Source organism: Arcicella sp. GW821-FHT09D11, assembly GCF_059416265.1.
The window spans coordinates 165,592-192,120 of the sequence record NZ_JBWKOV010000002.1 but is presented as its reverse complement, the minus strand read 5'-3'; the positions used below and the strand labels follow the sequence as shown (position 1 = coordinate 192,120).

Below are 26,529 nucleotides of genomic sequence, written 5' to 3'. Positions count from 1 at the left end.
AATCCTTTAGTCTTTTAGTCTTTTAGTCATCAATCCTAAAGTCATATCATTATGCTTAGAAACTATTTCAAAATCGCCTTTCGTAATCTTGTTAAAAACAAGGGTTACTCTTTTATTAACATTGGTGGATTAGCTGTTGGTATGGCAGTGGCAATACTGATTGGCTTGTGGATTCATGATGAATTGTCGTTCAATAAATATCATAAAAACTATGATAGAATTGTACAAGTGATGCAACACCAAACCTTTAATGGCGAAGTGGGTACTCAGACATCTAATCCCTATTTACTGGGTGCTGAAATTCGTGAAAAATATGGAAGCGATTTCAAATTTGTACTCATGTCTTCTGGAAGAGGTAAGCATATCTTGAAGTTTGGTGATAAAAAGCTTTCTATACGAGGCGAATACTTTGAAGCTGAGGCTCCAGAAATGCTAAGCTTAAAAATGCTGAAAGGAACAAATAATGGGTTGAAAGACCCTTCATCTATCTTAATTGATGAATCAACAGCAAAAGCATTTTTTGGTAATGAAAACCCTCTGTTCAAATCTTTTAGAATTGATAATAAATTTACGCTAAAAGTGACTGGTGTTTATGAAGATATTCCTCATAATTCTGATTTTCATGATTTAGCATTCATCGCTCCTTGGGATCTTTACATCAAAAATGAAAATTGGGATGAAAAGCTAAGCAACCCTTGGCGAAGTAATGCCTTTCAGACGTATGCTCAATTGGCTGATAATGCTGATGTGGATAAGGTTTCTACAAAAATAAAAAATATCAAACTCCTTAAGGTCGATAAAGCAGGTGCTTCTTTTAAACCTGAAGTATTTCTTCATCCTATGAATAAATGGCATTTATATGCTGAGTTTAAAAATGGCATAAATACAGGTGGAAAAATCGAGTTTGTTTGGCTATTTGGCATTATTGGGATATTTGTATTGCTATTGGCTTGTATCAATTTTATGAATCTAAGTACGGCCCGTTCTGAAAAACGTGCTAAAGAAGTTGGTGTCAGAAAAGCCATTGGGTCAATGCGTAGTCAATTAATCATTCAGTTTCTTAGTGAATCTTTCTTAGTAGTATTTATCGCTTTTATACTATCCTTACTATTGGTAGAGATTAGTTTACCCGCTTTTAATGAAATAGCAGATAAAAAAATGGTTATCCTATATACAAGTCCAGCTTTTTGGCTTTTGAATATAGCTTTTTGTTTAATTACGGGCTTTATAGCAGGAAGTTATCCAGCCTTGTATTTATCTTCTTTTCAGCCCATATCAGTGTTGAAAGGAACTTTCAGAATCGGGCATTTTGCCTCAATGCCTAGAAAAGTGTTAGTAGTAGTGCAGTTCACCGTTTCAATTACTTTAATCATTGGCACGATTATCATCTACAATCAAATTCAATTTGCTAAGAATCGCCCAATAGGGTATGACAAAGAAGGTTTGTTAACAATGTTTGTCAATACGCCTGAATTATTACAACACTATGATGCCATCAGAAATGATTTGATAAAGACTGGTGCTGTATCAGAAATGTCTGAGTCTTCTAGTCCAACAACGGGTGTTTGGGCAATTAATAATGGCTATGATTGGAAGGGCAAAGACCCTAGTGTACAAGGCAATTTTGGCACAGTTGCAGTAACCCACGATTTTGGGAAAACAGTAGGTTGGCAATTCAAAGAAGGAAGAGATTTCTCAAGAGCCTTTTCAACTGATTCTACTGGCGTTGTATTGAACGAGGCTGCCGTAAAATTCATGGGCATCAAACAAGTAGTTGGCGAAACCATGAAAATTGATGGCAAACCTTATAAGATACTAGGCGTAGTAAAAGATATGGTCATGAACTCTCCGTATGAACCTGCTTTACGAACTGTTTTTGTATTAGACTATAAATGGATAAATATTATTAATATCAAAATTAATCCTAACGTAAGTCCCTCAGAAGCATTAGGTAAAATTGAGAATACTTTAAAAAAATATGCTCCTGATATGCCATTTGATTATTGGTTTGCTGACGATGAATATAATCTAAAATTTCTTAACGAAGTAAGAATCGGAAAGCTGACTTCATTTTTTGCAGTACTCGCTATTTTTATTTCTTGTTTAGGGTTGTTCGGACTAGCCTCTTTTGTAGCAGAACAAAGAACAAAAGAAATTGGCATCAGAAAAGTATTAGGAGCCACTGTTCTGAATCTATGGACTTTACTTTCAAAAGAATTTGTATTGCTTGTGCTAATTTCACTTTTGACAGCCACTCCAATTGCCTATTACTATATGCACAATTGGTTACAAAGCTATGAGTATAGAACTGATATTTCTTGGTGGATTTTCGCTTTTGCTGGCTTAGGAGCATTGATTATCACTTTATTAACGGTAAGTTTCCAAGCAGTAAAAGCAGCTTTGGCTAATCCTGTAAAGAGTTTGCGGACAGAATGATTTGGAGTTGGTAGTTTTGAGTGCGGAGTTTTTTTCAAAATCCCAAATCTAAAATCTTTTGGTCATTTAGTCATCAATCCTAAAGTCATATCATTATGTTACAAAACTATCTGAAAATCGCTTTACGAAATCTCGTTAGAAACAAGGTTTATTCGTTTATTAATATTGTTGGATTAGCCGTAGGGCTTGCTACTTGTATGTTGATAATTTTGTATGTTTTTGACGAACTCAGTTATGATAAACATCTTAATCAAGTAGCTCAATTATATAGAATTGCCATCCAGACTGAAACAGAAAAATGGGTGTCGGTTCCAGCACCTGTTGCAGATGCACTAAAGAAGGACTTTGCAGAGGTAGAGCAAGCAACACGTCTTTTGAAATTTCCCGGTATTGATAAAATGCTATTGAAAAACACTAAAAGCAATAAGCAATTTTATGAAACTAATGCTTATTATGTAGACTCTACTTTTTTTAAAATATTCACTTATGAGTCCAAATATGGTGATATTCAAAAAGCTTTATATCAGCCTAATACCATAGTTATATCAGAAAAAGTTGCTTATAAAATTTTTGGAAATGAGAACCCTATAGATAAAACAATCAGCGTTGAGATTCCTTATGGAAAATCTGATTATACTGTAAAAGGAGTATTTAAAGAAACCGAAGATAAATCACATATCAATGCCCATATATTTTTATCTATGCAAAATAGTGAAATTGGTGGGTGGGTAAAAAACCAAACCAACTGGGCAAACAATAGTATATTTCATACTTATTTTAAATTAAAAAAAGGCACAAATCCTATTTCTTTTGAAGCAAAACTGCCAGCTTTTTTTCAACATAACGGAGGAGCAGACCTAAAATCGTTGGGTGTATCAAAACATTTCTTTTTACAACCTTTAAAGGATATTTACTTAGAGTCAAATTTTGGAAACGAAATTTCTACAAATGGAAACATAAAGTATATCTATATTTTTAGTTCGATAGCAGCCTTTCTATTATTGATTGCCTGCATTAATTTCATGAATCTTTCAACAGCACGAGCTGAAAAAAGAGCGAAAGAAGTTGGTATCCGAAAAGCAATTGGTGCCTATCAAAGTGCATTGATTAGACAGTTTTTGGGAGAATCCTTGATGATGTGTATCATTGCACTTTTCATTGCAGTATTTATCATCCAATTATTTTTACCTGTTTTTAATGATTTTACTCAAAAGAAATTAATGCTGTTCCAAAAACCCAATACCTTATTTTGGATTATTGGCATTACACTTTCCACAGGATTTTTCGCAGGACTTTATCCTTCATTCTATCTGGCTTCATTCAAACCTATTGAAGTCCTAAAAGGTAAATTAATCAATCGTATTTCAGTAATTGCTATTCGCAAAGGGCTTGTTGTTTTTCAGTTTGTCATTTCAATATCATTGATTTTAGCAGTCGTGATTATCTGGCAACAAATGAACTTAATACGAAATCAAGATTTAGGTTTCAACAAAAATCAACAGATTATTTTACCATTTCAAAGTACAACATCGGCTAATAACTATATAGCCCTAAAAAATGAAATGGCGAAAAATCCAAAGATAGTTTCAATAACTGCTGGTTCAAGTTATCCTGGGATTCAATTAATTGAAGACCAGCTATTTTATGCAGAAGGTAATACCATGAAAGACAATGTGGATATTCATTTTGCCAGAGTAAACGACAATTATATTTCTACACTTGGTTATAAAATATTGATAGGCAGACCGCTTTCAAGTAATCCGCAGGCGGATACCAATGCGATTGTTTTAAATGAAACTGCCATAAAACAATTAGGTTTTAGTAGTGAAAATGCCATTGGTAAAAAAATTTACAGTGAGTTAAACAATCAACTTTTCGCAAGAGAAATTGTAGGGGTTGTTAAAGATTTTAATTATAAAAGCCTGCACGAAACCATATCTCCATTTGGGCTAATTAAACTTTTGGGTAACGACCAAATCCATTATTTAATAGCTAATGTACAGAAAGGAGACTACAAAGATGTAATTGCTGATATAGAGAAAGTTTGGAAAAAAATAAACCCTGACACGCCTTTTGAATATTCTTTCCTTGACCAAGACTTCCAAAGGAATTATGAAAAAGAAGAACGTTCGGCTGGTATTATTATTTATTTTACGCTTATAGCAATTGTAATAGCTTGTCTTGGTTTATTTGGCTTGGCTACTTTCACCGCAGAACAACGCACCAAAGAAATAGGTATCAGGAAAGTATTAGGAGCTTCGGTAATAAGTATTACAAGTTTATTGTCAATAGATTTCCTAAAATTAGTCTTGATGGCTTGCCTTATTGCATTTCCTTTAGGTTATTGGGCAATGACAAAATGGTTACAAGATTTTGCTTATAAAATTGAAATTTCTTGGTGGATTTTTGCTTTGGCAGGTATCACAGCCATTGTAATTTCCTTATTAACAGTAAGTTTCCAAGCAGTGAAAGCCGCTTTAGCCAACCCTGTAAAGAGTTTGAGGACAGAATAATTTCTATTAAAATGTTAAAAAAAGTTAAGCTAAATCAGAATATATATTAGTCTGATTATCTTCACTTTGAACTAATAAATTTCTGAAATTATGATACAAAATTACTTTAAAATAGCGTGGCGAAACTTGATGAAACGGAAGTTTTACTCATTGGTTTCTATATTGGGTTTATCTGTGGGTATTACTTTTACCTTACTAATAGGCACTTACATTTGGGGAGAACTACAAGTAAATGCTGATTTAAAGAATGTTGATAATCAGTATTTGATTAAAAGTAAATGGAAGCAAGCAGACTTCGGTTTAGAAATCACGACACTTGCTCCGCTGGCAAAAACTTTGAAAGTGAATTACCCCAATATGGTAGAAAATTACTATGGCTTTGAAGGCTATACTTCTACGATTTCAAACGGTGACAAAGCTTTCAGAGAAGATATTCAAATTGGCGATGCTACTTTATTGAAAATGTATGGTTTTCAATTGCTTTATGGCGACCGCCAAACGGCTTTAGACCAACCTTATTCAATGGTAATTTCGTCTGAACAAGCAATTAAGTACTTTGGTAAATTGGATTGTGTTGGCAAAAGCCTGACGGTAGAATCAAATGCTGGAAGCAAAAAGAGTTTTATGATTTCGGGCGTTTTGGGAAAAGTAAATACTAATTCGGTGATGCACTTACTTTCTGATACCAGAATCCCAATTTTAATGTCTTTTGAAAGCAGTAAATTCTGGGGAATCGAGAAGTACTTCGCTTGGAACAATCCTTATAATGTTGGCTTTGTAGAGCTGAAAAAAGGCGTAAATCCAGCAACGGTTACGCAAGTAATGGCTAAACTCATCAAAGCCAATGCACCCGAAAATATCAGTACCAATCTTCAAGCTTACCTTGTTCCGATGAAAGAGGTTTATCTTGAAGCCAACAACAGTATCGTAAAAAAGACTATTCTTACGCTGTTCTTTGTGGCTTTGTTTATTCTGCTGATGGCAATTGTTAATTTTATCAATATGTCTATCGGCAATGCTGTTACAAGACTCAAAGAAATCGGTGTTAGAAAAATGCTTGGTAGCCAGAAAAAGCAATTAATGCTTCAATTTTTGGCAGAATCTATCTTGATTTCTTTGTTCAGTTTATTGATTTCTCTGATTCTTTATGAAGTATTTCAACCTTTTTTCGGACAAATGCTCCACAAGAAAATACCTTCTTTGTTGTCGGTTTCACCATATTTTTACCTTTTTGCTATACTTTTTTCGGTGCTGATTGGCTTGATTTCGGGTGTTTATCCAGCTTTTATTTTGTCTAATTTGCCTTCCATAGATTCTTTAAAAGGCAAACTGAAATCTATCAAAGAGAATATTTTCTTGCGAAGAGTCCTTATCGTTTCGCAGTTTTCGATTGCTCTTTTTGTTTGTGTTGGGGCAAGTGTGATTAATAAACAGGTAAATTATTTTTTTAACAAAGATTTGGGCTATCAGAAAGAAGCCGTTGTTACTTTAAGTGTTCCCCGTGATTGGTCGCCACAAGGCGTTGATAAAATGGAACGCATCCGAGATGAGATGGCTAAACTAAAAGAAGTAAGTCAAGTAAGTTTGTCGTATGATATTCCAGCAGGTCATGGAGGAAACAATAATGCTTTTTATAAAATGGGGCAAGATTCCACCCAAGCAGTGTATGTTCAGACCATAGCAACGGATGAAAAATATGCTGATACGTATCAAATACCAATGATTGCAGGTGTATATTTTCAGCGTGCACAAGAAAGGTTTCAAGCTGGAAAAATTGTATTGAATGAAACTGCCATTAAAACCTTGGGGTTTAAAAATCCCACAGAAGCCATTGGTCAGGAAATTCGTATTCATTACTCTACACAACCTTTTACCATTGTGGGTGTTACGAAAGATTTTCATATAGGTTCAATGCATAAAGCCATTTCACCTTTAGTATTTATGAATGTAAAAGATTTTACTTATTTCCGATACTTATCTTTCAAAATTCAGCCAAGTAATCTTGCTCAGTGTTTATCAAGTATCGAGCAAAAATGGATAACATTAATGCCCGGTTCCGCTTTTGAATATACTTTTATTGATGATACGTTACAAAAGTTGTATCAATCTGAAATTCAACTCAAGAAAGCCTCGCAAATCGCAACGATTTTATCAGGAATTATTGTGCTATTGGGGATTTTGGGAATGGTTTCGATGAGCATTGCACGCAGAACCAAAGAGCTGGGTATTCGCAAAGTATTGGGTGCCTCGAGCATCAGTATCGTCATGCTTTTTCTGAAAGAATTTGTGGTTTTAATAGCCATTGCCATCGTAATTGCCTTTCCACTTGGCGTAATGAGTATGAACAATTGGCTCTCAGCTTATGCCTATCGTATAGATTTAAGTTGGCAAATGTTTGCCATCGTTGCTTTCGGATTCAGCATTATCATTAGCCTTTTTGTTTTCTTACAAACCTTTAAAACAGCTTTAGAAAATCCTGTAAAAAGCTTAAAAACAGAGTAAAAAATTACTTTTAAAAGTTATTGTCAGACAATTACATTTTATAAAATTAAAAATATGTTAGCACTCAAAAACATTTTTCGTTGGTATAATTCAGGAGTAAATAGAGCATTCGTTTTACGTGATGTAAGCTTGACTATTGAGCAAGGGGAGTTTGTATCCATTATGGGGCCTTCGGGTTCAGGCAAATCTACGCTATTGCATATTATTGGTATGATGGATGAACCCAATGAAGGAGAGTATTCTTTTATGGGACACAGCGTGCTTAAAATCAAAGAAAAACAACGAGCAGAATTATACAAAAAACATATTGGTTTTGTTTTTCAAGCCTACCATTTGATTGATGAACTAACGGTTTATGAAAATATCGAAACGCCATTGTTGTATCATGGCATTGGGTCGTCTGAAAGAAAATCTATGGTCGCTGATATTTTAGACAGATTCAATATTGTGGGTAAAAAAGACTTGTTCCCCAATCAGCTTTCGGGCGGACAGCAACAATTGGTGGGTATTGCTCGGGCTATTATCACAAAACCCAATTTGATTTTGGCAGATGAGCCTACGGGTAATCTGAACTCAAAGCAAGGTCAAGAAATCATGGAATTGTTTAAAACATTGAACGATGAAGGCGTAACTATTATTCAGGTAACTCACTCGGAAAAAAATGCTACTTATGGTAGCCGAGTAATCGAGTTATTGGATGGACGCATCGAAAGATAAAAATTTAGTTTTGGTTTAAGTGTTAGTCGCTCAGTGATATTCTCTGAGCGACTTTTTTATATCAACCTTTTTAAATTAACCGTTGTAAAAATCACATTTGCTCCTCTTTTTACTACTAAATTAATCGGCTTGCCTTCTCCTTTCTGAAATATCTTATAAATCTCAGTAATGGATACATCTTTGTACGATCTGTTATTGATAAATATTACTCTATCTCCTTGTTGCAAACCCGCTAAGTGTGCAGGGGAGTTCTCAATAATTCTTTCAATCATAAATTCATGATAATCGCTTCCACTTGCCATCAATTCCATTCCACTCATGTTGTGTTCAAAAGGTTCTCTCATCCTTCTATTGATAGGCTTCAAGACCACGTATTTATCACGATAATTGAAAGTAACTTTAAACCTTCTGAGAAACTCGCACCCTATATTTCCCTGACGTTCAGAAAAATTAGTTGGCTTTAAATGAAAAGAAGAGCTATCAGGGAACGACGCCACCACATTGTTTAATTCAAATTTCCCAAACTTAATTTTAGGTAGTCTCCCCAGATTGCCATTGATAATACCACTCAATCCTCGTCCAAGTTGTGCTTTCACTACTTTAGGAGGCAATTGTATATTAAATTTCTTATTTACTTCAATAGAAATAGCATGCCCAGCGCCTGTATCCAACAAAACTTTGATAGGCACCTTTTCTTCTCCATTTACCAATTCTACAGTACCTAGATAGGGTTTATTTTCTTCTATAGAAATAGGGAAGCGTTCTCCTTTAGAAGGTTTATATTTATAATGTTCTGGGTTCTCCAAAATCAATTGGTTTTCTGCAAAGTCAATCGTTACTGCAAAGCGATTAAAAAGGTCGTATCCGATAATGCCATGAATAGGCTTTCCGACAAATTCACTTAGTTTTAGGATATCGTCTTTTAACACGACAATATTTTGCCGATAGCCAATGGCATCTCCCATTCTGATAGTATTATCTAATACAATTCCTGCTTCAAGGTCATTGCCAATACCAACACCCGCAATTTTCACATTTCTACTATAATTCATGTGTTGCAATTGTGCTATTTTGGAATCAGTAAGAATGATTGAACTTACGCCAGTATCCAGAATAAAACGTAAGGTATCAGAGTTATTAACCCTGAGGGGTACTATCACTAAATTTGCATGAAATTCAAAAGGAATGATGGTTCTCTTTTTTTTCTTAAGTAACTGAAAACCAAAATTTTCCTCGACTACAGGCTTCAGTTTAAATTTCTTTGGATATTCATTTCGGGGAATGGTGGTGACTGTAACACCACTATTATTTTGTTCAGCAGGTACAATAGTATCTTGACAATACCCTGCCAGTGGTAAAGTACTGAACATTAATATTTTATGCCAAGTGAGTTTCATAGAGAAGAGTCAGTTTCTTAACTAAATATCAGAATAATATTACATATTTCCAAGGGTCTACATAGAAAAATTAATGTTTATTCAAAGAAAAGTACACAAAAATTTTCGTTAGGTATTTTTTAAGAAAAATAGCAGATTTAGCGTACCTAATAAAAGCAATTTTATTTTGAATTTATAGTCAATCTTGTACCCATTTGAGAGGTTAACTTTTTAAAAAAAACAAAATTTTCTCCTTCAGAATGAAGATACTTGTCCTTTTTTGTTTTTTAAAATTGTGATAACGAGTACTTTTGTTAAAGTATCTAATTTATAATTAACCAAAAAACAATGAGAAAGCAAATTGTAGCAGGAAACTGGAAAATGAATAAAACAGCTGATGAGGCATTAATTTTAGCCTCTGAAGTTGTAAACATGGTAAAAGACGAAGTAAATACTGATGTGCAAGTAATTATTGCTCCACCAGCACTTTATTTAGCTACTCTACAGAAATATACTGAAACAGTTTCAAATGTGGGTATTGCTGCACAAAACTGTTCAAGTAAAGCTTCAGGTGCTTACACTGGCGAGATTTCGGCTTCTATGCTAAAGTCAATCGGTGTTACACACGTTATTCTTGGACACTCAGAGCGTCGTCAATATTTTAATGAAACGAACGAAGAACTAGCTGAAAAAGTAAACATTGTACTTGAAAACGGATTAACGCCAATTTTTTGTTGTGGTGAGTCGTTAGAATTACGTCAAGGAGAAGATTTCCTTGCTTTTGTAGCGTCACAATTGACAGACAGCCTTTTCCATCTTTCTGCTGAAGATTTCGCTAAAGTTGTGATTGCTTACGAACCAATTTGGGCAATTGGAACAGGCTTAACGGCTTCTTCTGACCAAGCACAAGAAATGCACGCTTATTTAAGAGCTCATCTTGCTACAAAATATGGTCAAGAAGCTGCTGACAATACTTCTATTCTTTATGGTGGAAGCTGTAATGAAAAAAATGCGCCAGAATTATTTGCTTGTCCAGATGTAGATGGTGGCTTAATTGGTGGTGCATCATTGAAATCTCGTGAATTTACGAATATTGCAAAATCATTCTAATAAAATAATAATATAAAATCCCGTTTAGGAAAACCTATGCGGGATTTTTTGTAAAATAAATGCTAACTTCACTTATTAATCAAGGTCAACAACTTGATTAACAATATATTACTCAACTTTTCTTTAAACTCACATTCTCAATTATACCATTTTATACATGGCATTTAAAAAACTGAACCCTTTTGAAAAACTCTATTTAAAAAATACTAACAAAGACGCTTATCAAAATTATAAATATCAATTAAAGGTTAGCAATATTCCTTCTATTAAATTTTTAGATACCCCCAAACCCCTTGTTGACTTCAAACATAGTGGGCATTTGGGTGATATTATCTATGCTATTCCTACCATGTATGCTTTGGCTGAAAATGGCAAAGCACGCCTCCATTTGAATATCGGTCAGAAAATAAAAGTTGACGGAGAGCACCCTCTTAAAGGTATTGGACTAAACGAAAAATCGATACTTATGTTAGAGCCTCTTTTGGCTCATCAGCAACAGTTTCAGCAAATTGATATTTATGATAAGCAAGAAATTGATTATGATTTAGATATATTCAGAAAATTTCCTTTCGATTATTCTAAAGGAAATATTAGTAGATGGTACTTTAATTGTTTTGCTACTCATTACGATTTAAGCAAACCTTGGCTAGATGTTCCAAAAGATACCACAATGGCTGATAAAATCGTTATAGCAAGAAGTATACGTTATAATTCGCCAGTGGTAGATTATTCTATTCTAAAAAAATACAATAATCTAGTGTTCGTAGGGTTACCCGAAGAATACCAGTTAATGAAATCCATTATACCACAGCTAGAATACGTACCAGTCAATAATTTTCTTGAATTAGCCAGTGTGATTGCTGGAGCCAAGTTTTTTATAGGAAACCAATCATTCCCTTTTGCTATTGCTGAAGCACTAAAAACACCGAGAATGCTGGAAAGTTATTACAAATCCCCTAATGTTATTCCTGAAGGACCTAACGCATTTGAATTCTCTTTTCAACCTCAATTTGAGTTTTTAGTCAAAAAGTTGATTGCTCAATATTAAATATTTTGTACTTTATGAAAACTGCTGCTGTCGTAATACTTTATTATCCTACTTTAGAAACACTACATAACATAAGTACTTATGCTAATGCAGTGGATAAAATATTTGTTTTTGATAATTCAGAAGAAAGTACTTTTATGAAAGATAGGCTCTGTGAATTGCAGAACATAGTGTATTTTCATGATAAACATAATGCTGGCATAGCACAAAGATTAAACACTGGAGCCAAGATGGCTATCCACGAAGGTTTTGATTGGCTTTTAATGATGGATCAGGATTCTAGGTTTGACAATTGCTCCATCAAATTTTACCTAGATAGCATCAATGATTTTTCAGACAAAGCAAAGGTAGGTTTGTTTGGTCCACAATTTGACCGCAAAAATCAAACGTCGATTACCCAGTCTATCTCTAAAGAAGTAGATAGCATCATTACCTCAGGGACGATGTTAAACTTGGCTGCTTACAAAGAAATTGGGGAATTCGATGAAAAACTTTTTATAGATGGTGTTGATATAGAGTATTGTTTGCGGGTTCAAAAAGCTGGCTATAAAATTATTCAGTTTATGAATATATTTCTTCAACATGAATTAGGAAAAACAGCCACAAAGGCCTCTATCAAAACCCTTTATTTAGTCAAGAAAGAAAAAGAATTGCACTCGCCTTTACGATATTATTATATGTATAGGAACAACCTCTATTTACAGTCTAAATACAAAGAATTTGACAAGCAAAAAATGCAAAAAATTAATAAGAATGCAATGTCATTTTTAAAGAAAGGTTTTTTCTATGGAGACAGTTCTTGGGAAATAATTAAGTATGTTATTGAAGCTCATCGTGATTTTAAACAAAACAAGATGGGAAAATATCAGCCATAAATCAATGTATTTTATACGTTCCAAATATAGGGTAATGGTCTGAATACTTAATATCACTATGCGTTTGAAAATCTAGTACTTCAATAGATTCGCTACAGAATTGGTTATCGATTCTCACAAATCGTGGACTGCGATTCAGGGTAAATCCAAAGCCATTGCCCGCTTCTTCAAAAGAATTTTTCAGCCTATCACGAATATGTCCATAAGCATTGCCATAAGGCGTTTCATTAAAATCTCCACACACAATTACAGGATACGGACTTTCATCAATAAGTCTTTCGATTAGTTCTATCTCCTTTGAATGTTTAATGAATCCCATTTTCAAACTCCATAGAATAGCACGAGCTTCATCTCTTGCCTGACCAAATGAGCTTCCTTTTACTTCATCCACCACTTTTTTCACCCTTATTCCCATTGATTGTAATTGTAGATTAATTACTCTAATGGTATCATTTTTCAAAGCAATATCGGCTAGTAGATAGCCATTACCATTGTCTTTTCCAGGTTTTTGTCCAAACAAACTTTTTTCTTCATGAATGATAGGGTATTTAGAGAATATCGCTAATGAAAAAACTCTACCTGTGCCATAAATACTGTTGATTACATAATAGGGATTATCCACAATCATGGCATCAAAAGTATTAAAGGTTGGGTCTTCTCTAAAACTAGAAAATTCTTGAAAGCATTTAATATCAGCCTGAGTATCTACACAATATGAAATCTCGTTCTTTACCTTTTCTTTAATCTCGTTATCTTCAAAATGTTCATAATATGCACTATGTTGAAAACCATATACATTATAATCAAGTACAGATAAGCTTTTATCTGCTTCTTTGGCTATATGAAAACCAAATGTGCGTCGGATAAATGGATAGCCTATTAGCAAAACAATAATAGGCAGAATCATTCTGGATGGACGGATAAATAACCACGTAATGGCGGTGATAGCGCACAGTAACATGACGACGGGTAGGCTCATCATCATAAAACCAACAAACCAGTGATCAATCACTAGAGTATAAGCTAATAAATAGGTAAATAAAGTATATATATATAAAGGAAGACTTATTAGCCACAAAAGAGATGTTACTGTTTTTTTTAGCATGATGTAATCTTGGCAGTTAGCTTTAAACAAAAGTACTAATTTTGAATGTCTTGAATAAATAATAAAACATGAATATTTCAATTTAAGTGTGCCCTTGAATGATAACACGAAAAATATTCGTTTTATTTCAGTAATTAATTGTTAGATTAACAAATATTTCATAATTTTGCATTCCATTTCGGAAAACACTGGTAATCAAGTCTATTACATCGCTCTCAAGGCGATTTTACATAACAAATAAAAGAATTTTATCATGGCGAAGGTTTGTCAATTAACAGGAAGAAAAACACAAGTTGGAAATAACGTTTCTCACGCTAACAACAAGACTAAGCGTAAATTTTTTCCAAACTTACACACTAAGAAATTTTTCTTAGAATCAGAAGGTGTATGGGTACAGTTGAAAGTTTCAGCGAAAGCTATCCGTACTATTAACAAAAAAGGCTTAGAAGCTTCTTTAGTAGATGCTGCTCGTAGAGGTACTTTGAGTTTATAGTAATAAAAATATTTGCTTAAAAAGCTCTTTGCATTTGATGTAAAGAGCTTTTTTCGTTTAAGCCTATAAACAAAATATGGCAACCTCTAAAGAGATTGCCACACTTATCTGCACTATATATTATTACGCAAGCTTATGTTGATTATCCCATTTTAGCTACGATTTCTTCTGAAATACCTACAGAACAGAAACCACCATCATGGAAAAGGTTTTGCATTGTTACCTTCTTCGTTAAGTCAGAGAATAAAGTAATTACGTAATCTGCACATTCGTCAGCCGTTGCATTTCCTAGTGGTGCCATCTGGTTAGCATATTCATAGAAAGCATTGAACCCAGAAATACCAGTACCAGCAGTAGTTTTAGTAGGCGATTGTGAAACCGTATTTACTCTTGTTCCGTTTTTCTTTCCATAATGGAAACCATACGAGCGCGCTATCGACTCTAACATCGCTTTAGCTTGTGCCATATCGGTATAGTCAGGGAAAGAGCGTTGTGCTGCAATATAAGACAAAGCCACCACTGAACCATTATCAGCAATAGCATCCATTTTATCAGCTACCTGCAACATTTTGTGGAATGATAAAGCAGAAACATCTAATGACTTCATAAACCATTCATAGTTTAAATCGCCATAAGGTCTGTTTTTACGGATGTTTGTACTCATTCCGATTGAATGCAATACGAAATCTATTTTTCCACCCAAAGCATCCATTGATCCTTCATAAAGTTTTTCCAAATCTTCAACAGAAGTAGCATCAGCAGGAATAATCTTAGCTTCGCACTCTTCGGCTAATTTATTGATTTCTCCCATTCTCATTGCTAAAGGTGCATTTGTGAGGGTAATAATTGCTCCTTCTTCTTTAGCACGCTGAGCTACTTTCCAAGCGATAGAGTTGGAATCTAATGCTCCAGAAATAATTCCTCTTTTTCCTTTTAATAAACCGTATGACATTTTTTTGATTTCTGATTGTTGATTTTAGTGCTTAAAATTAAATTATTCTTCTAACAAACTTATATTCTGAGGATACGGAGTTCATTTTAAAATAATTAAGTATTTTAGATGGATACTAAAATCAAGGTTAAAATTTTGTCCAAAAGTACTATTTTTTTTCTTAAAACCATGAATATTCAAATTCGACAAGCCATAAAAGAAGATTTACCTGCTATCCTCAGTCTCTATGCTAAAGTCCTTGATAAAGGAGAAGTTCTAACCATTGAACAAGGTGAAGCTCTCTTTCAGAAAATGATGAGTTATCCTAACTATAAGGTATATGTCGCAACAAATGAGGAGGATATTATCGGCACTTTCGCCTTATTAATTATGGATAATCTGGCTCATATTGGCACTCCCTCCGCTGTGGTTGAAGATGTCGTGGTTTCTGATGTTTTTCAAGGAAAAGGAATCGGTAAAAAAATGATGGTTTTCGCCATGGAAAAATGCACAGAAGCAGGCTGTTATAAATTAGTATTATCCAGTAATTTAAAACGCCACGAGGCCCATGCATTTTATGAGAGTTTAGCTTTTGAGAAGCATGGATTTAGTTTTAGGGTAAATTTTGAATGATTTTTTCAATATTATAATTTTATTATGCTATTGTTTGCTGATTACTTTATCAAATACCTACTAAACCAACAAGGAAGCTTGCTTTCTAACACATTTTTTATTACTTTTGCAGAGAATTTAAAGGAAGAGGGGTCGATAGTCCCTCTTTTTTGTTTACTAGATTGTAGCACGGTAGTTTTATCGTGATAAAAAGAAATGACAAAAGAAAAAATAACCGAACTTATTGAACCATACCTTGAAGAAGGACGATTGTTTATTGTAGATGTTCAAGTAAGTGAAAGTAAGACAAGACAGAACATCACTATTCTATTGGATACTGACGAAGGTATCAAAATAGAAGAATGTGCTTCTGTAAGTAGAAGATTAGCCCATTTTATTGAAACCAACGAATTGATAACTGGTGCCTATAATCTTGAAGTATCGTCGCCAGGTATCGACCATCCGCTTACTTTTAAGCGTCAGTTTGTAAAAAACATTGGTCGTAATTTAAAATTAGTTTTGAAAGACAGCGTTGAAAAAATAGGAGCTTTAGAAGATGTAAGCGATGAAGGCATTATATTTAAAGAAGAACCAAAGAAAACAAAAAGTAAGAAAGTAGAGCCAATAGAGGCAGTCGCGATTCCTTTTTCGAGTATACAGCAAGCAAAAGTACAAATATCGTTTAAATAGTGGTCGAGTTGCCGAATTGTTGAATCATTGAAATTAGAGCAAATCTATTCCTCATACATTCTACTTGTTGGCTTCTTTTCACATTAATAAAATTATGAAAAGATGAACAGTGCAGAGTTAATTTCATCGTTTGCGGATTTTGCAAAAGAAAAAAATATCGACCGTCCGACGATGATTAAAGTGCTGGAAGACGTATTCCGCACGATGATTCGTAAAAGATACGGTACGGATGAAAATTTTGATGTAATTATCAACCCTGAAAGTGGCGACTTAGAAATGTGGCGTACACGTGAAATTGTTGATGACAATTCAGAAGATATTTGGGATTATGACAAAATTCCTTTGGCAGAAGCAAAATTAATTGAACCTGATTTTGAAATTGGCGAAGAAGTAGCGGAATTAATCAAACTAGAAGATTTCGGTCGTAGAATTGTTCAAACGGCTCGTCAGACATTGATTCAAAAAGTTAAGGATTTAGAAAAAGAAGGCCTCTTTGAAAAATACAAAGACTTGGTGGGTGAAATGGTTTCGGGAGATGTTTACCAAATTATTGGAAAAGAATTTATCATTACTGATGGTGAAGGCAACGAGTTGACTTTACCGAAATCAGAAATGATTCAGAAAGATCGTTTCAAAAAAGGTGAGGCAGTAAAAGCAGTTATTCATAAAGTAGATATGAACAACGGTACGCCAAAGATTATCCTTTCTCGTACTTCTCCTGTTTTCTTGGAACGTTTATTTGAACAGGAAATTCCTGAGATTTATGATGGACAAATCATGATTCGTAAAATTGTGCGTGAACCAGGTGAGCGTGCAAAAGTAGCGGTAGAATCTTATGACGACCGTATTGATCCAGTAGGTGCGTGTGTGGGGATGAAGGGTTCTCGTATTCATGGCATTGTTCGTGAATTACAGAATGAAAACATTGACGTTATCAATTATACAGAAAACCTTGAATTGCTAGTTGGTCGTGCTTTAAGCCCTGCCAAAGTAAGCTCAATGAAAATTGATAAAGAAAGAAAGAGAATTGCGGTGTATTTACAACCAGACCAAGTTTCCTTGGCCATTGGTAAAGGAGGACAAAACATTAAGTTAGCAGGCAAGTTAGTAGGCTACGAATTAGATGTGTATCGTGATATTAAAGAAAGTGAAGTTGACGAAGAAGATGTTGACTTAACTGAATTTACTGACGAAATCGAGGATTGGGTAATTACAGAATTACACAAAATCGGTCTTGATACGGCAAAACAAGTACTCAAATTGAATAGCGATGAATTAATTCGTCGTACTGAACTTGAGGAAGAAACCGTAAACGAGGTATTATCAATTCTACGTTCGGAGTTTGAGTAATTTAGAATGAGTAAGTGATAGAATGATAGAATAGTCATTGTTTATATCTCACTTACTCATAAAAGCTATTCTATCATTCATTACTTAAAATTACAAATTACTATAGAAAAGTATCAACAGAAATTATGGCAGAAGATAAAATGATGCGTTTGAGCCTTGTGGCAAAGCAGATTAACGTGGGAACCTCAACCATTGTTCAATATCTCTCTGTCAAAGGTCATAAGGTTGAGAACAACCCCAACGCCAAACTAAATTTTGAGCAGTTAAAGCTCGTAGCAAAAGAATATGGAGCCGAATCCTTATTAAAGGATGTTGGTGCAGCAACTCCTGTAGTTTCATCAAAACCTACAGAGGAAGAGTTTGTACCTGTAAAAAAACAGGATGATGATATGCCTCTTTACTTCCGAGGAAAAGAGAATACAGAAGCATCAGAACAAACAAAAGTAACCGAGCCAGCAAAAGCTGAGAAAGAATCAGATGTTATTTTGGGAAGAGCCGAAGTACAATTTAAAGTACTTGGTAAAATAGAATTGGATGCTAAAGGCAATCCTGTTCCTCAAAAGCCTGCAATAGTTGAACCAAAACCAGCGCCTACAGTAGAAGAGCCCGTGGTGAAGGTTGAAACTGTTAAACCTGAGCCACAACCTGAAATTCAAGTGAAAGTTGAACAACCTAAAGTTGAAGAGGTAAAGCCAGCGATTATTCCTGTGGTAACCCAAGAGGTTAAAGTAGTAGAGATTCCAAAAGTTGAAACGGTTAAGGAAGCACCAAAGCCTGAACCTGTGGTAGTATTAGAAAAACCAGTAGTGATAGAAGCAGTCGCAACACCAGTAGCAGAACCAAAAATTGCTGAAGCAGCAATACAGCCTAATAATCAGAACCAACACAATAGACCACAAGGTGGGGTGAATAATAATAATAACCAAAATCAACACAACAAGCCACAAGGCGGAGGGAATAATAACAACCCGAATCAGCCAAATAAACCGCAAGGTGGCGGGAATCCGAATCAAAACCCTCAGCATAATAAGCAACAAGGTGGCGGGAATTCCAATCAGAACCCTCAGCACAACAAACAGCAAGGCGGTGGTACACACCACAATCAGGCTCGTCCAGTACAACAGGGTGGCAACTTACCAACTCCTAATCCAGCTCCTCAGCCGCAACAACAACGTCCTAATCCAGCACCAGCACAAAAGCTAGGACGTAACGATGAAATTCCTGAAGATACTTCAAATGTGGAATTAATCGAAGCTAAAGGAGAGCAACTAAAAGGATTAACAGTTTTAGGGAAAATTTCTTTACCTGTCGAGCCTTCTCGCGGTGGTTCTAGAAATAACAACAACAATAATAACAATAAGAAGAAGCGTAAGCGTATTGATAAACCTGGTGGTGCTAAAGTTACAGAAGCTGAAATCCGTAACGAAAGAGGTGCCCCTCGTCCTAAAAAAGATGGTGTACCTAATGCTGCACCCGCTACGAATGACCCTAATGCTAAAAAACCTGCGAATAATGTTGGAGCATCAGGCAACAACAACAATCAGAACAATAATAATACCCAGAATAACAACAACAATAATCAGGGTAATAATAATAATCAGCATAATAACAACTTTAAGAAAAAACCAGCAGGAAATAATAACAACAATAATGCTGGCGGTGGCGTAAAACCACAACCTAAAGGTGAAGTTTCTGAAAAACAAATTCAAGACCAAATTAAGGCTACGATGGCTCGTCTGCAAGGACAAACCAATAAGTCTAACTTTGGTGCAAAAGAACGTCGTGTTAAACGTAAGTTCCGTGCAGAAAGAAATGAACAACGTCAATTAGCAGAAGACGAAGAAGCAAAAATCTTGAAAGTAACTGAGTTTATCTCAGCTAGCGAATTGGCTTCTTTAATGGATGTATCGGTAAACGAAATCATTTCTACTTGTATGAGTTTAGGAATGTTCGTTTCAATCAACCAACGTCTTGAGGCAGATGTTATCGCCTTAATTACAGAAGAATTCGGCTTTGAAGTTCAGTTTGTTTCAGCTGAAGAAGAAATCGAATCTGCGATTGTTGAAGAAGAAGATGCTGAAGAGGATTTATTACCGAGAGCGCCAATCGTAACGATTATGGGTCACGTTGACCACGGTAAAACATCATTACTAGATTATATCCGTCGTGCTAAAGTTGCCGCTGGTGAAGCCGGAGGTATCACACAGCACATCGGTGCATACTCTGTAAAACATGACGATGGCCGTAGAATTACCTTCTTGGATACGCCTGGTCACGAAGCCTTTACGGCAATGCGTGCTCGTGGTGCTAAACTGACAGACGTTGCCATTATCGTAATTGCAGCAGACGACGCAGTGATGCCACAAACAGAAGAAGCTATCAACCACGCAATGGTTGCTGGCGTACCTATTGTTTTTGCTTTCTCGAAAGTAGATAAGCCTGGTGCAAACACAGAAAAAATTCGTGAGCAATTATCTATCAAAAACATGCTTGTAGAAGAATGGGGTGGTAAATACCAAACTCAGGAAATTTCTTCAAAATCAGGGATGGGTATCAATGAATTGTTAGAGAAAGTATTACTAGAAGCCGAATTGTTAGAATTGAAAGCCAATGCTAATAAACGTGCGGTAGGTGCTGTTATTGAAGCTTCATTAGATAAAGGTCGTGGTTATGTTGCGAATATCATGGTTCAAGCTGGTACATTAAAAGTAGGAGATATGATGCTTGCAGGTGCTCACTATGGCCGTGTAAAAGCCATGTTCGATTACCGTGGTAATAAATTAAAAGAAGCGGGTCCATCTATTCCAGTACAAGTACTTGGTTTAAGTGGTGCTCCTGCTGCGGGTGACAAACTAAGCGTAATGGAAAATGAGCGTGATGCACGTGAAATTGCCAACAAACGTGAACAAATTATCCGTGAACAATCATTACGTACACGTAAACACATTACCTTAGATGAAATCGGTCGTCGTAAAGCTATCGGTACATTCAAAGAATTGAACGTAATTGTGAAAGGTGACGTGGATGGTTCAGTAGAAGCATTGTCAGATTCATTATTGAAACTATCAACCGAAGAAGTACAAGTTCGTATCATTCACAAAGGTGTTGGTCAAGTCTCAGAATCAGACGTATTGTTGGCTTCTGCTTCAGATGCAGTAATTGTAGCTTTCCAAGTTCGTCCAAGTGTGAACGCTCGTCGTTTAGCAGAAAACGAACAAATCGAAATTCGTACATACTCTATCATCTACCAAGCAATTGATGATGTAAGAGACGCGATGGAAGGTTTATTAGCACCGAAATTTGAAGAAGTAGTAACTGCTAACATTGAAGTACGTGACGTATTCAAAATCTCTAAAGTAGGTACTGTAGCAGGTTCTTATGTATTAGATGGTACAGTGAAACGTTCGCATAAGATTCGTGTTATCCGTGACTTCGTCGTGGTTCATGAAGGTGAAATTTCTGCTTTAAAACGTTTCAAAGACGATGTGGCAGAAGTGAAATTCGGATATGAATGTGGTCTTTCAATCAAAAACTTCAATGACCTTGAAGTAGGTGACATCATCGAATGTTACGAAATGAAAGAATTGAAACGTACATTATAATTCGTTAATAATAGCACAAAAAAAGCTCGGAGATATCTTCGAGCTTTTTTGGTGTTTTACCCCTCTCCTCTTTTTCTATACCAATCACTTAATTTTACTATTTAAATATAAATTATAAAAAAAATATGCTATCAATATTTATTTTAAGGCTTTAGCATATAGAATTCATATAAAATCTTGCTAATTTTATATTCAAAACTTATCTTATTTAATATGAATCAAAAACTTTTACTGCTGTTATTAATCACTATTATCTTTTCATTTTGCGCTTGTGAAAAACAAGACACACTCTTTACTCAATTATCCGCAGAAGATACAGGCATTACTTTCGCCAATCGGATTATAGAAAACGATACGATGAATGTCCTTGAGTTTGAATACGTCTATAATGGTGGCGGAGTAGCCCTTGGAGACTTCAATAATGATAATCTTACTGATATTTATTTTACGGGCAATCAAGTAGCTAATAAACTATACTTAAACAAAGGCGTAGATGAGGCTAACAAGCTAAAGTTTGAGGATGTAACCGAAAAATCTAACGTTGCAGGACAGGGAAAATGGTGTTCTGGTGTAGCTGTTGTTGATATCAACAATGATAACCTGTTGGATATATACGTATGTGCCACTGTTAAAAAGGTAGCCTCAGAACGTACTAATATGCTATATGTTAACCAAGGCGTTGGTAAAGATGGCATTCCTACTTTCAAAGAAATGGCTAAGGAATATGGCATTGCCGACACCACTCATACAACCAATGCTGCATTTTTTGATTATGACAACGATGGTGACTTAGACTTATATGTATTGATTAACGAAATGGAAGACATCCGTTTCCCAAATAAATACCATGATAAAATAGTAGACGGTTCGTCTAAACGTACAGGTAGATTATACCGCAACGATTGGGATGAAAAACTAAAGCATGGCGTATATTCAGATATTTCTAAAAAGGCGGGTATTTTGATAGAAGGTTATGGCTTAGGAATAAACATTACTGATATTAACAGAGATGGCTGGAAGGATATTTATATTACCAACGATTACCTGACGAACGATTTACTTTATATCAATAACCATAACGGTACATTTACAGATCAAGCCCATGATTATTTCAAGCACACTTCTTATTCAGCCATGGGTAATGATGTTGCCGATTTAAACAATGATGGTCTTGTTGATATTTTAGCCGTTGATATGATGCCTGCGGATAATTATCGCAAAAAGATGATGTTGCCTCCTAATAATTACCTGACTTATCAAAACAATGAAAAGTTTGGGTATGATTTCCAATATCCTCGAAATACGTTACAAATGAATCAAGGTTTTAATCCGAAAACAGGCAAACCTGTTTTTAGTGAGATTGGCTTGTTGGCGGGTATTGCTGAAACTGACTGGAGTTGGACACCTATGGCAACAGATTTTGATAATGACGGACTCAGAGATATTATTATCACCAATGGTTTTCCACGTGATATTACTGATCAAGACTTCATGATTTACCGTGCTGAAATGGGTAATATGGTGCCTAGAATGATGCTCTTGGATTCTATCCCTTCTATAAAAATCACGAACTATGCATTTAAGAATAAAGGAAACTTTGCTTTTGATGACGTCAGTGCTTCATGGGGACTTACTAAACCTAGTTTTTCTAATGGGGCAGCCTATGGAGATTTAGATAATGATGGCGACTTAGATTATGTCACCAACAACATCAACGATTCGGCTTCTGTTTATCGTAATAATCTAATTGAAACGAAGCCTAACGAAAGTAATTATCTACGCATAAAACTAAAAGGAACGGATAAAAATATTGGGGGCTTGGGAGCATTCATAGAAATCAGTTATCAAAATGGACAGAAACAAGTGTATGAAAATACACCTTATAGAGGATACCTTTCTACTATCGAAAACATTGCTCATTTTGGTTTAGGCAAAAGCAAGAAAATAGATGAAGTGAAAATCATTTGGCAAAGTGGCAAAACTCAACTATTAAAAAATGTAATTGCGAACCAAGTTTTAACGGTTTATGAAAAGAATGCTACCATGCTTAATGTAAGCCAGCCCGTAAAACGTACAACACTTTTTGCAGATATTACAGATTCCCTTAATATCGACTATGTTCATACTGAAAAAGATTTTATTGATTTCAATATTCAGAAATTGATTCCCCACAAACTATCCCAATTTGGCCCAGCGATTGCCGTTGGCGATGTAAACGGTGATGGACTTGAAGATATTTTTATTGGTGGGCCTTCTGAACAAAAGGGTGCTTTCTTATTACAAAATCAAGCTGGAAAATTTGTTAAGTCTGATTTGATAGGCGGTGAAACTGACCTTACAAAAATTGCGGAGGATATGGGGGTTTTGCTTTTTGATGCTGACCTCGACAACGACCTTGATTTATACATTGTAAGTGGTAGTAACGAACAACCAAAAGACTCGCCAACTTATCAAGATAGATTTTATGAAAATGATGGCAAAGGGCATTTTGTACAAAAAACACAGGCTTTACCTAGTTTCTTAAAAAGTGGCTCGTGTATTAAAGCTGCCGATTATGATAAAGACGGTGACCTTGATTTATTTATTGGTGGGCGTGTAGAAGTTTCTAGCTATCCAATGCCAGTTTCTAGCTATATCCTTAGAAACGATTCAAAAATTGGGCAAGTAAAATTCACCAATGTAAGTACTCAGGTAGCACCAAGTCTATCAAATATAGGTTTGGTATGTGATGCCATTTGGACAGACTATAACAATGATGGTTGGGTAGATTTGATGCTTGCTGGCGAATGGATGCCCATTACTATGCTACAAAACAACAAGGGTAAATTAGAAAAACTAGAAGGAGCTTTAGACCTTAACAAGCAAATTGGGTTTTGGAATAGTATTACCGCTGGCGATTTTGATGATGATGGAGATATGGATTACATCGTTGGGAATTTTGGTAAAAACTCTGTCATGAGAGCAAGTGATACTGAACCCGTGTCTATATATGCCAAAGACTTCAATACGGATGGTAATTATGATGCTATCCCAACTGTCTTTTTTAAACCTAAAGACACAGACGCTCATAAAAAAGAATTTGCTTTTAATGGTCGCGACGATTTAAGTAAACAAATGATTACTACACGTAAGAAATTTGTAACCTATAATCAACTGGCTAAATCCGACATTAAAGGATTTTTTACCGAAGAGGAATTGAAAGATGCCCTCATTTTAAGGGCTAATTACCTAAAAACAAGCTATATAGAAAACCTTGGCAGTGGTAATTTCAAAGTAAAAGCATTACCTATGGAGGCACAAACAGCTCCTGTATTAGGAATGTTGACGGAGGATTTTGACAACGACGGACATCTTGACGTACTCATGGTAGGAAATGACTTTGCGTCGGAAGTATCTGTAGGTAGACTAGATGCTTTCAATGGACTCCTCTTGAAAGGCGATGGAAAAGGGAATTTCAAAGCAAGCTTATTGCCAGAAACAGCCTTTGGCGTAACGGGTGATGCAAAAGGCTTAGTAAGACTTACTAATGCAAAAGGAAAAACCTTGGTAATGGCTACACAAAACCGTGGAGCATTAAAAACATTCAAATTAAGCAACAATACTCTTCAAAGTAAGTCTTTGAAAACCAATGATTGTGTTGTGTTGGAAAATCTGAAAAATGGAAAAACACGCAGAGTAGAAGTTGGCTATGGCACTTCGTTTTTATCACAATCATCACGAAGCGTATTGATAAATTCAAATTTGAAATCAATAGAAGTAATAGATTCAAAAGGTAAAAAGCGAGCACTTTAACCTGAACAATAAATTAGGTATTTCAGTAAAGCAAATTCAGCTAATTAGCTGGATTTGCTTTTTTTATTTGCTTTTCTCATTAGATTATCTTGCTATTGGGCTTTATCCATACAAATAGCAAAAGGATATTTGATGGTTATTTTCTTCAAAAGAAATTCTAACAAGGCAGGATTAAAATCTTGAATAAAATTTTAGCTAAAAACATTATCTCAAAATTGCTAAACAAAAAGTACCTTATGGCAATAAGCTATACTATATTTCCACAAATAGAAACACAGTTAAACTATTAATAATCAAACACTTAAATACTATTTAAAATAAGTATATTGCTCAATCTCCAAATTCCTTTTTGTCCTTTGCCTTGCAAACTATACCTTTACGATAAATTTACGTAGGCACTGTATAAATATAATCACTGTTAAGATTAAATGCAGTAATTTCACAAAAAAACTGATTTTTACAAACCAAATATTTATCTGAAATGAGTGTACTTGTTAACAAAAACTCAAAAATAATCGTACAAGGCTTTACTGGGTCTGAAGGTTCATTCCACGCTCAGCAAATGATCGAATATGGTACTAATGTAGTTGGTGGTGTAACGCCAGGAAAAGGTGGTTCAACCCATCTTGACCGTCCTGTATTTAATACAGTTACTGAAGCTGTAGAAAAGGCAGGTGCTGATACTTCAATCATCTTTGTACCACCTGCATTTGCTGCTGATGCTATTATGGAATCGGCTGATGCTGGTATCAAAGTAATTATTTGTATCACAGAAGGTATTCCAACCAAAGACATGATTTATGCTAAGGAATACATTCAGAACAAAGATTGTCGTTTAATTGGACCAAACTGTCCGGGAGTAATGACAGCAGGTGAATGTAAAGTAGGTATCATGCCTGGTTTTATTTTCACTAAAGGTAAAATTGGTATCGTATCAAAATCAGGAACTTTAACTTACGAAGCTGTAGACCAATTAACAAAAGCAGGTTTGGGACAAACAACTGCAATTGGTATTGGTGGTGACCCTATCATCGGAACAACTACTAAAGAAGCCGTTGAATTATTAATGAATGACCCTGAAACTGAGGGTATCGTAATGATTGGTGAAATTGGTGGTGGCATGGAAGCAGAAGCTGCTGAATGGATTAAAGCTGACGGAAACAGAAAACCTGTAGTAGGTTTTATCGCTGGTCAAACTGCACCGAAAGGTCGTAGAATGGGTCATGCTGGTGCTATTATCGGTGGTGCAGATGATACTGCTGCTGCTAAAATGGCCATCATGGAAGCTTGTGGTATCCACGTAGTACATTCTCCAGCGGATATTGGTGCTACAATGTTAAAAGCATTAGGATTGTAGTAAACGGTTTCAATGAATTA

General features: G+C 35.2%; 17 protein-coding genes. 14 read left to right on the top strand and 3 right to left on the bottom strand.

Annotated elements, in window-relative coordinates:
* Positions 1–51 precede the first annotated feature (51 nt).
* The 4 genes from AC07N0_RS06185 (at position 52) to AC07N0_RS06170 (ending at position 8,168) form a co-directional block, all read left to right on the top strand.
* Entirely contained in the window at positions 52–2,436 is a 2,385-nt protein-coding gene (locus AC07N0_RS06185; protein ID WP_494588512.1) for an ABC transporter permease, read from the top strand.
* Positions 2,437–2,531: 95 nt separating this feature from the next.
* Positions 2,532–4,949, top strand: coding sequence for an ABC transporter permease (locus AC07N0_RS06180; RefSeq protein WP_494588511.1), 2,418 nt, complete (start codon positions 2,532–2,534; stop codon positions 4,947–4,949).
* Positions 4,950–5,039: 90 nt separating this feature from the next.
* A complete protein-coding gene (locus AC07N0_RS06175) occupies positions 5,040–7,451 on the top strand; it encodes an ABC transporter permease (RefSeq protein ID WP_494588510.1) in 2,412 nt (803 codons plus the stop codon).
* A 54-nt stretch (positions 7,452–7,505) separates the two neighbouring features.
* A complete protein-coding gene (locus AC07N0_RS06170; protein ID WP_323247056.1) occupies positions 7,506–8,168 on the top strand; it encodes an ABC transporter ATP-binding protein in 663 nt (220 codons plus the stop codon).
* A gap of 56 nt (positions 8,169–8,224) precedes the next feature.
* Here AC07N0_RS06170 and AC07N0_RS06165 read toward each other — a convergent pair whose 3' ends face one another.
* A complete protein-coding gene (locus AC07N0_RS06165; RefSeq protein WP_494588509.1) occupies positions 8,225–9,565 on the bottom strand; it encodes an aspartyl protease family protein in 1,341 nt (446 codons plus the stop codon).
* Positions 9,566–9,892: 327 nt separating this feature from the next.
* Between AC07N0_RS06165 and tpiA the strand changes: the two genes are divergently transcribed.
* The 3 genes from tpiA to AC07N0_RS06150 all read left to right on the top strand — a co-directional run bounded on the left by tpiA (position 9,893) and on the right by AC07N0_RS06150 (position 12,577).
* Positions 9,893–10,654, top strand: coding sequence for a triose-phosphate isomerase (tpiA, locus tag AC07N0_RS06160; protein ID WP_323247059.1), 762 nt, complete (start codon positions 9,893–9,895; stop codon positions 10,652–10,654).
* Between the two features lie 157 nt (positions 10,655–10,811).
* Positions 10,812–11,702, top strand: a complete 891-nt coding sequence (locus AC07N0_RS06155) for a glycosyltransferase family protein (protein ID WP_494588508.1) — start codon at positions 10,812–10,814, stop codon at positions 11,700–11,702.
* 14 nt (positions 11,703–11,716) lie between these two features.
* Entirely contained in the window at positions 11,717–12,577 is an 861-nt protein-coding gene (locus AC07N0_RS06150; protein WP_494588507.1) for a glycosyltransferase family 2 protein, read from the top strand.
* A gap of 1 nt (position 12,578) precedes the next feature.
* On the opposite strand, the gene AC07N0_RS06145 is transcribed toward AC07N0_RS06150, so the two are convergent.
* Positions 12,579–13,682, bottom strand: a complete 1,104-nt coding sequence (locus AC07N0_RS06145) for an endonuclease/exonuclease/phosphatase family protein (protein ID WP_494588506.1) — start codon at positions 13,680–13,682, stop codon at positions 12,579–12,581.
* Positions 13,683–13,935: 253 nt separating this feature from the next.
* Between AC07N0_RS06145 and rpmB the strand changes: the two genes are divergently transcribed.
* Positions 13,936–14,175 carry a 50S ribosomal protein L28 gene (gene rpmB / locus AC07N0_RS06140; protein ID WP_184137596.1) on the top strand — a complete coding sequence of 80 codons (240 nt, stop codon included), beginning with the start codon at positions 13,936–13,938 and terminating at the stop codon, positions 14,173–14,175.
* A 142-nt stretch (positions 14,176–14,317) separates the two neighbouring features.
* Here rpmB and AC07N0_RS06135 read toward each other — a convergent pair whose 3' ends face one another.
* Entirely contained in the window at positions 14,318–15,127 is an 810-nt protein-coding gene (locus AC07N0_RS06135) for an enoyl-ACP reductase FabI (RefSeq protein WP_492801510.1), read from the bottom strand.
* A 168-nt stretch (positions 15,128–15,295) separates the two neighbouring features.
* Here AC07N0_RS06135 and AC07N0_RS06130 point away from each other — a divergent pair, with 168 nt between their 5' ends.
* From AC07N0_RS06130 to sucD, 6 genes are all read left to right on the top strand, one after another.
* Entirely contained in the window at positions 15,296–15,739 is a 444-nt protein-coding gene (locus AC07N0_RS06130) for a GNAT family N-acetyltransferase (RefSeq protein ID WP_494588505.1), read from the top strand.
* 195 nt (positions 15,740–15,934) lie between these two features.
* Positions 15,935–16,408, top strand: coding sequence for a ribosome maturation factor RimP (gene rimP / locus AC07N0_RS06125; protein ID WP_494588504.1), 474 nt, complete (start codon positions 15,935–15,937; stop codon positions 16,406–16,408).
* A gap of 102 nt (positions 16,409–16,510) precedes the next feature.
* Positions 16,511–17,758 (top strand): transcription termination factor NusA, encoded by a 1,248-nt coding sequence (gene nusA / locus AC07N0_RS06120; protein WP_492801482.1) that lies wholly within the window; start codon positions 16,511–16,513, stop codon positions 17,756–17,758.
* Positions 17,759–17,883: 125 nt separating this feature from the next.
* A complete protein-coding gene (gene infB / locus AC07N0_RS06115; protein WP_494588503.1) occupies positions 17,884–21,360 on the top strand; it encodes a translation initiation factor IF-2 in 3,477 nt (1,158 codons plus the stop codon).
* A 213-nt stretch (positions 21,361–21,573) separates the two neighbouring features.
* Positions 21,574–25,152, top strand: coding sequence for a CRTAC1 family protein (locus AC07N0_RS06110; RefSeq protein ID WP_494588502.1), 3,579 nt, complete (start codon positions 21,574–21,576; stop codon positions 25,150–25,152).
* 481 nt (positions 25,153–25,633) lie between these two features.
* Positions 25,634–26,509, top strand: a complete 876-nt coding sequence (gene sucD, locus AC07N0_RS06105) for a succinate--CoA ligase subunit alpha (protein ID WP_309922454.1) — start codon at positions 25,634–25,636, stop codon at positions 26,507–26,509.
* Positions 26,510–26,529: the final 20 nt, after the last annotated feature.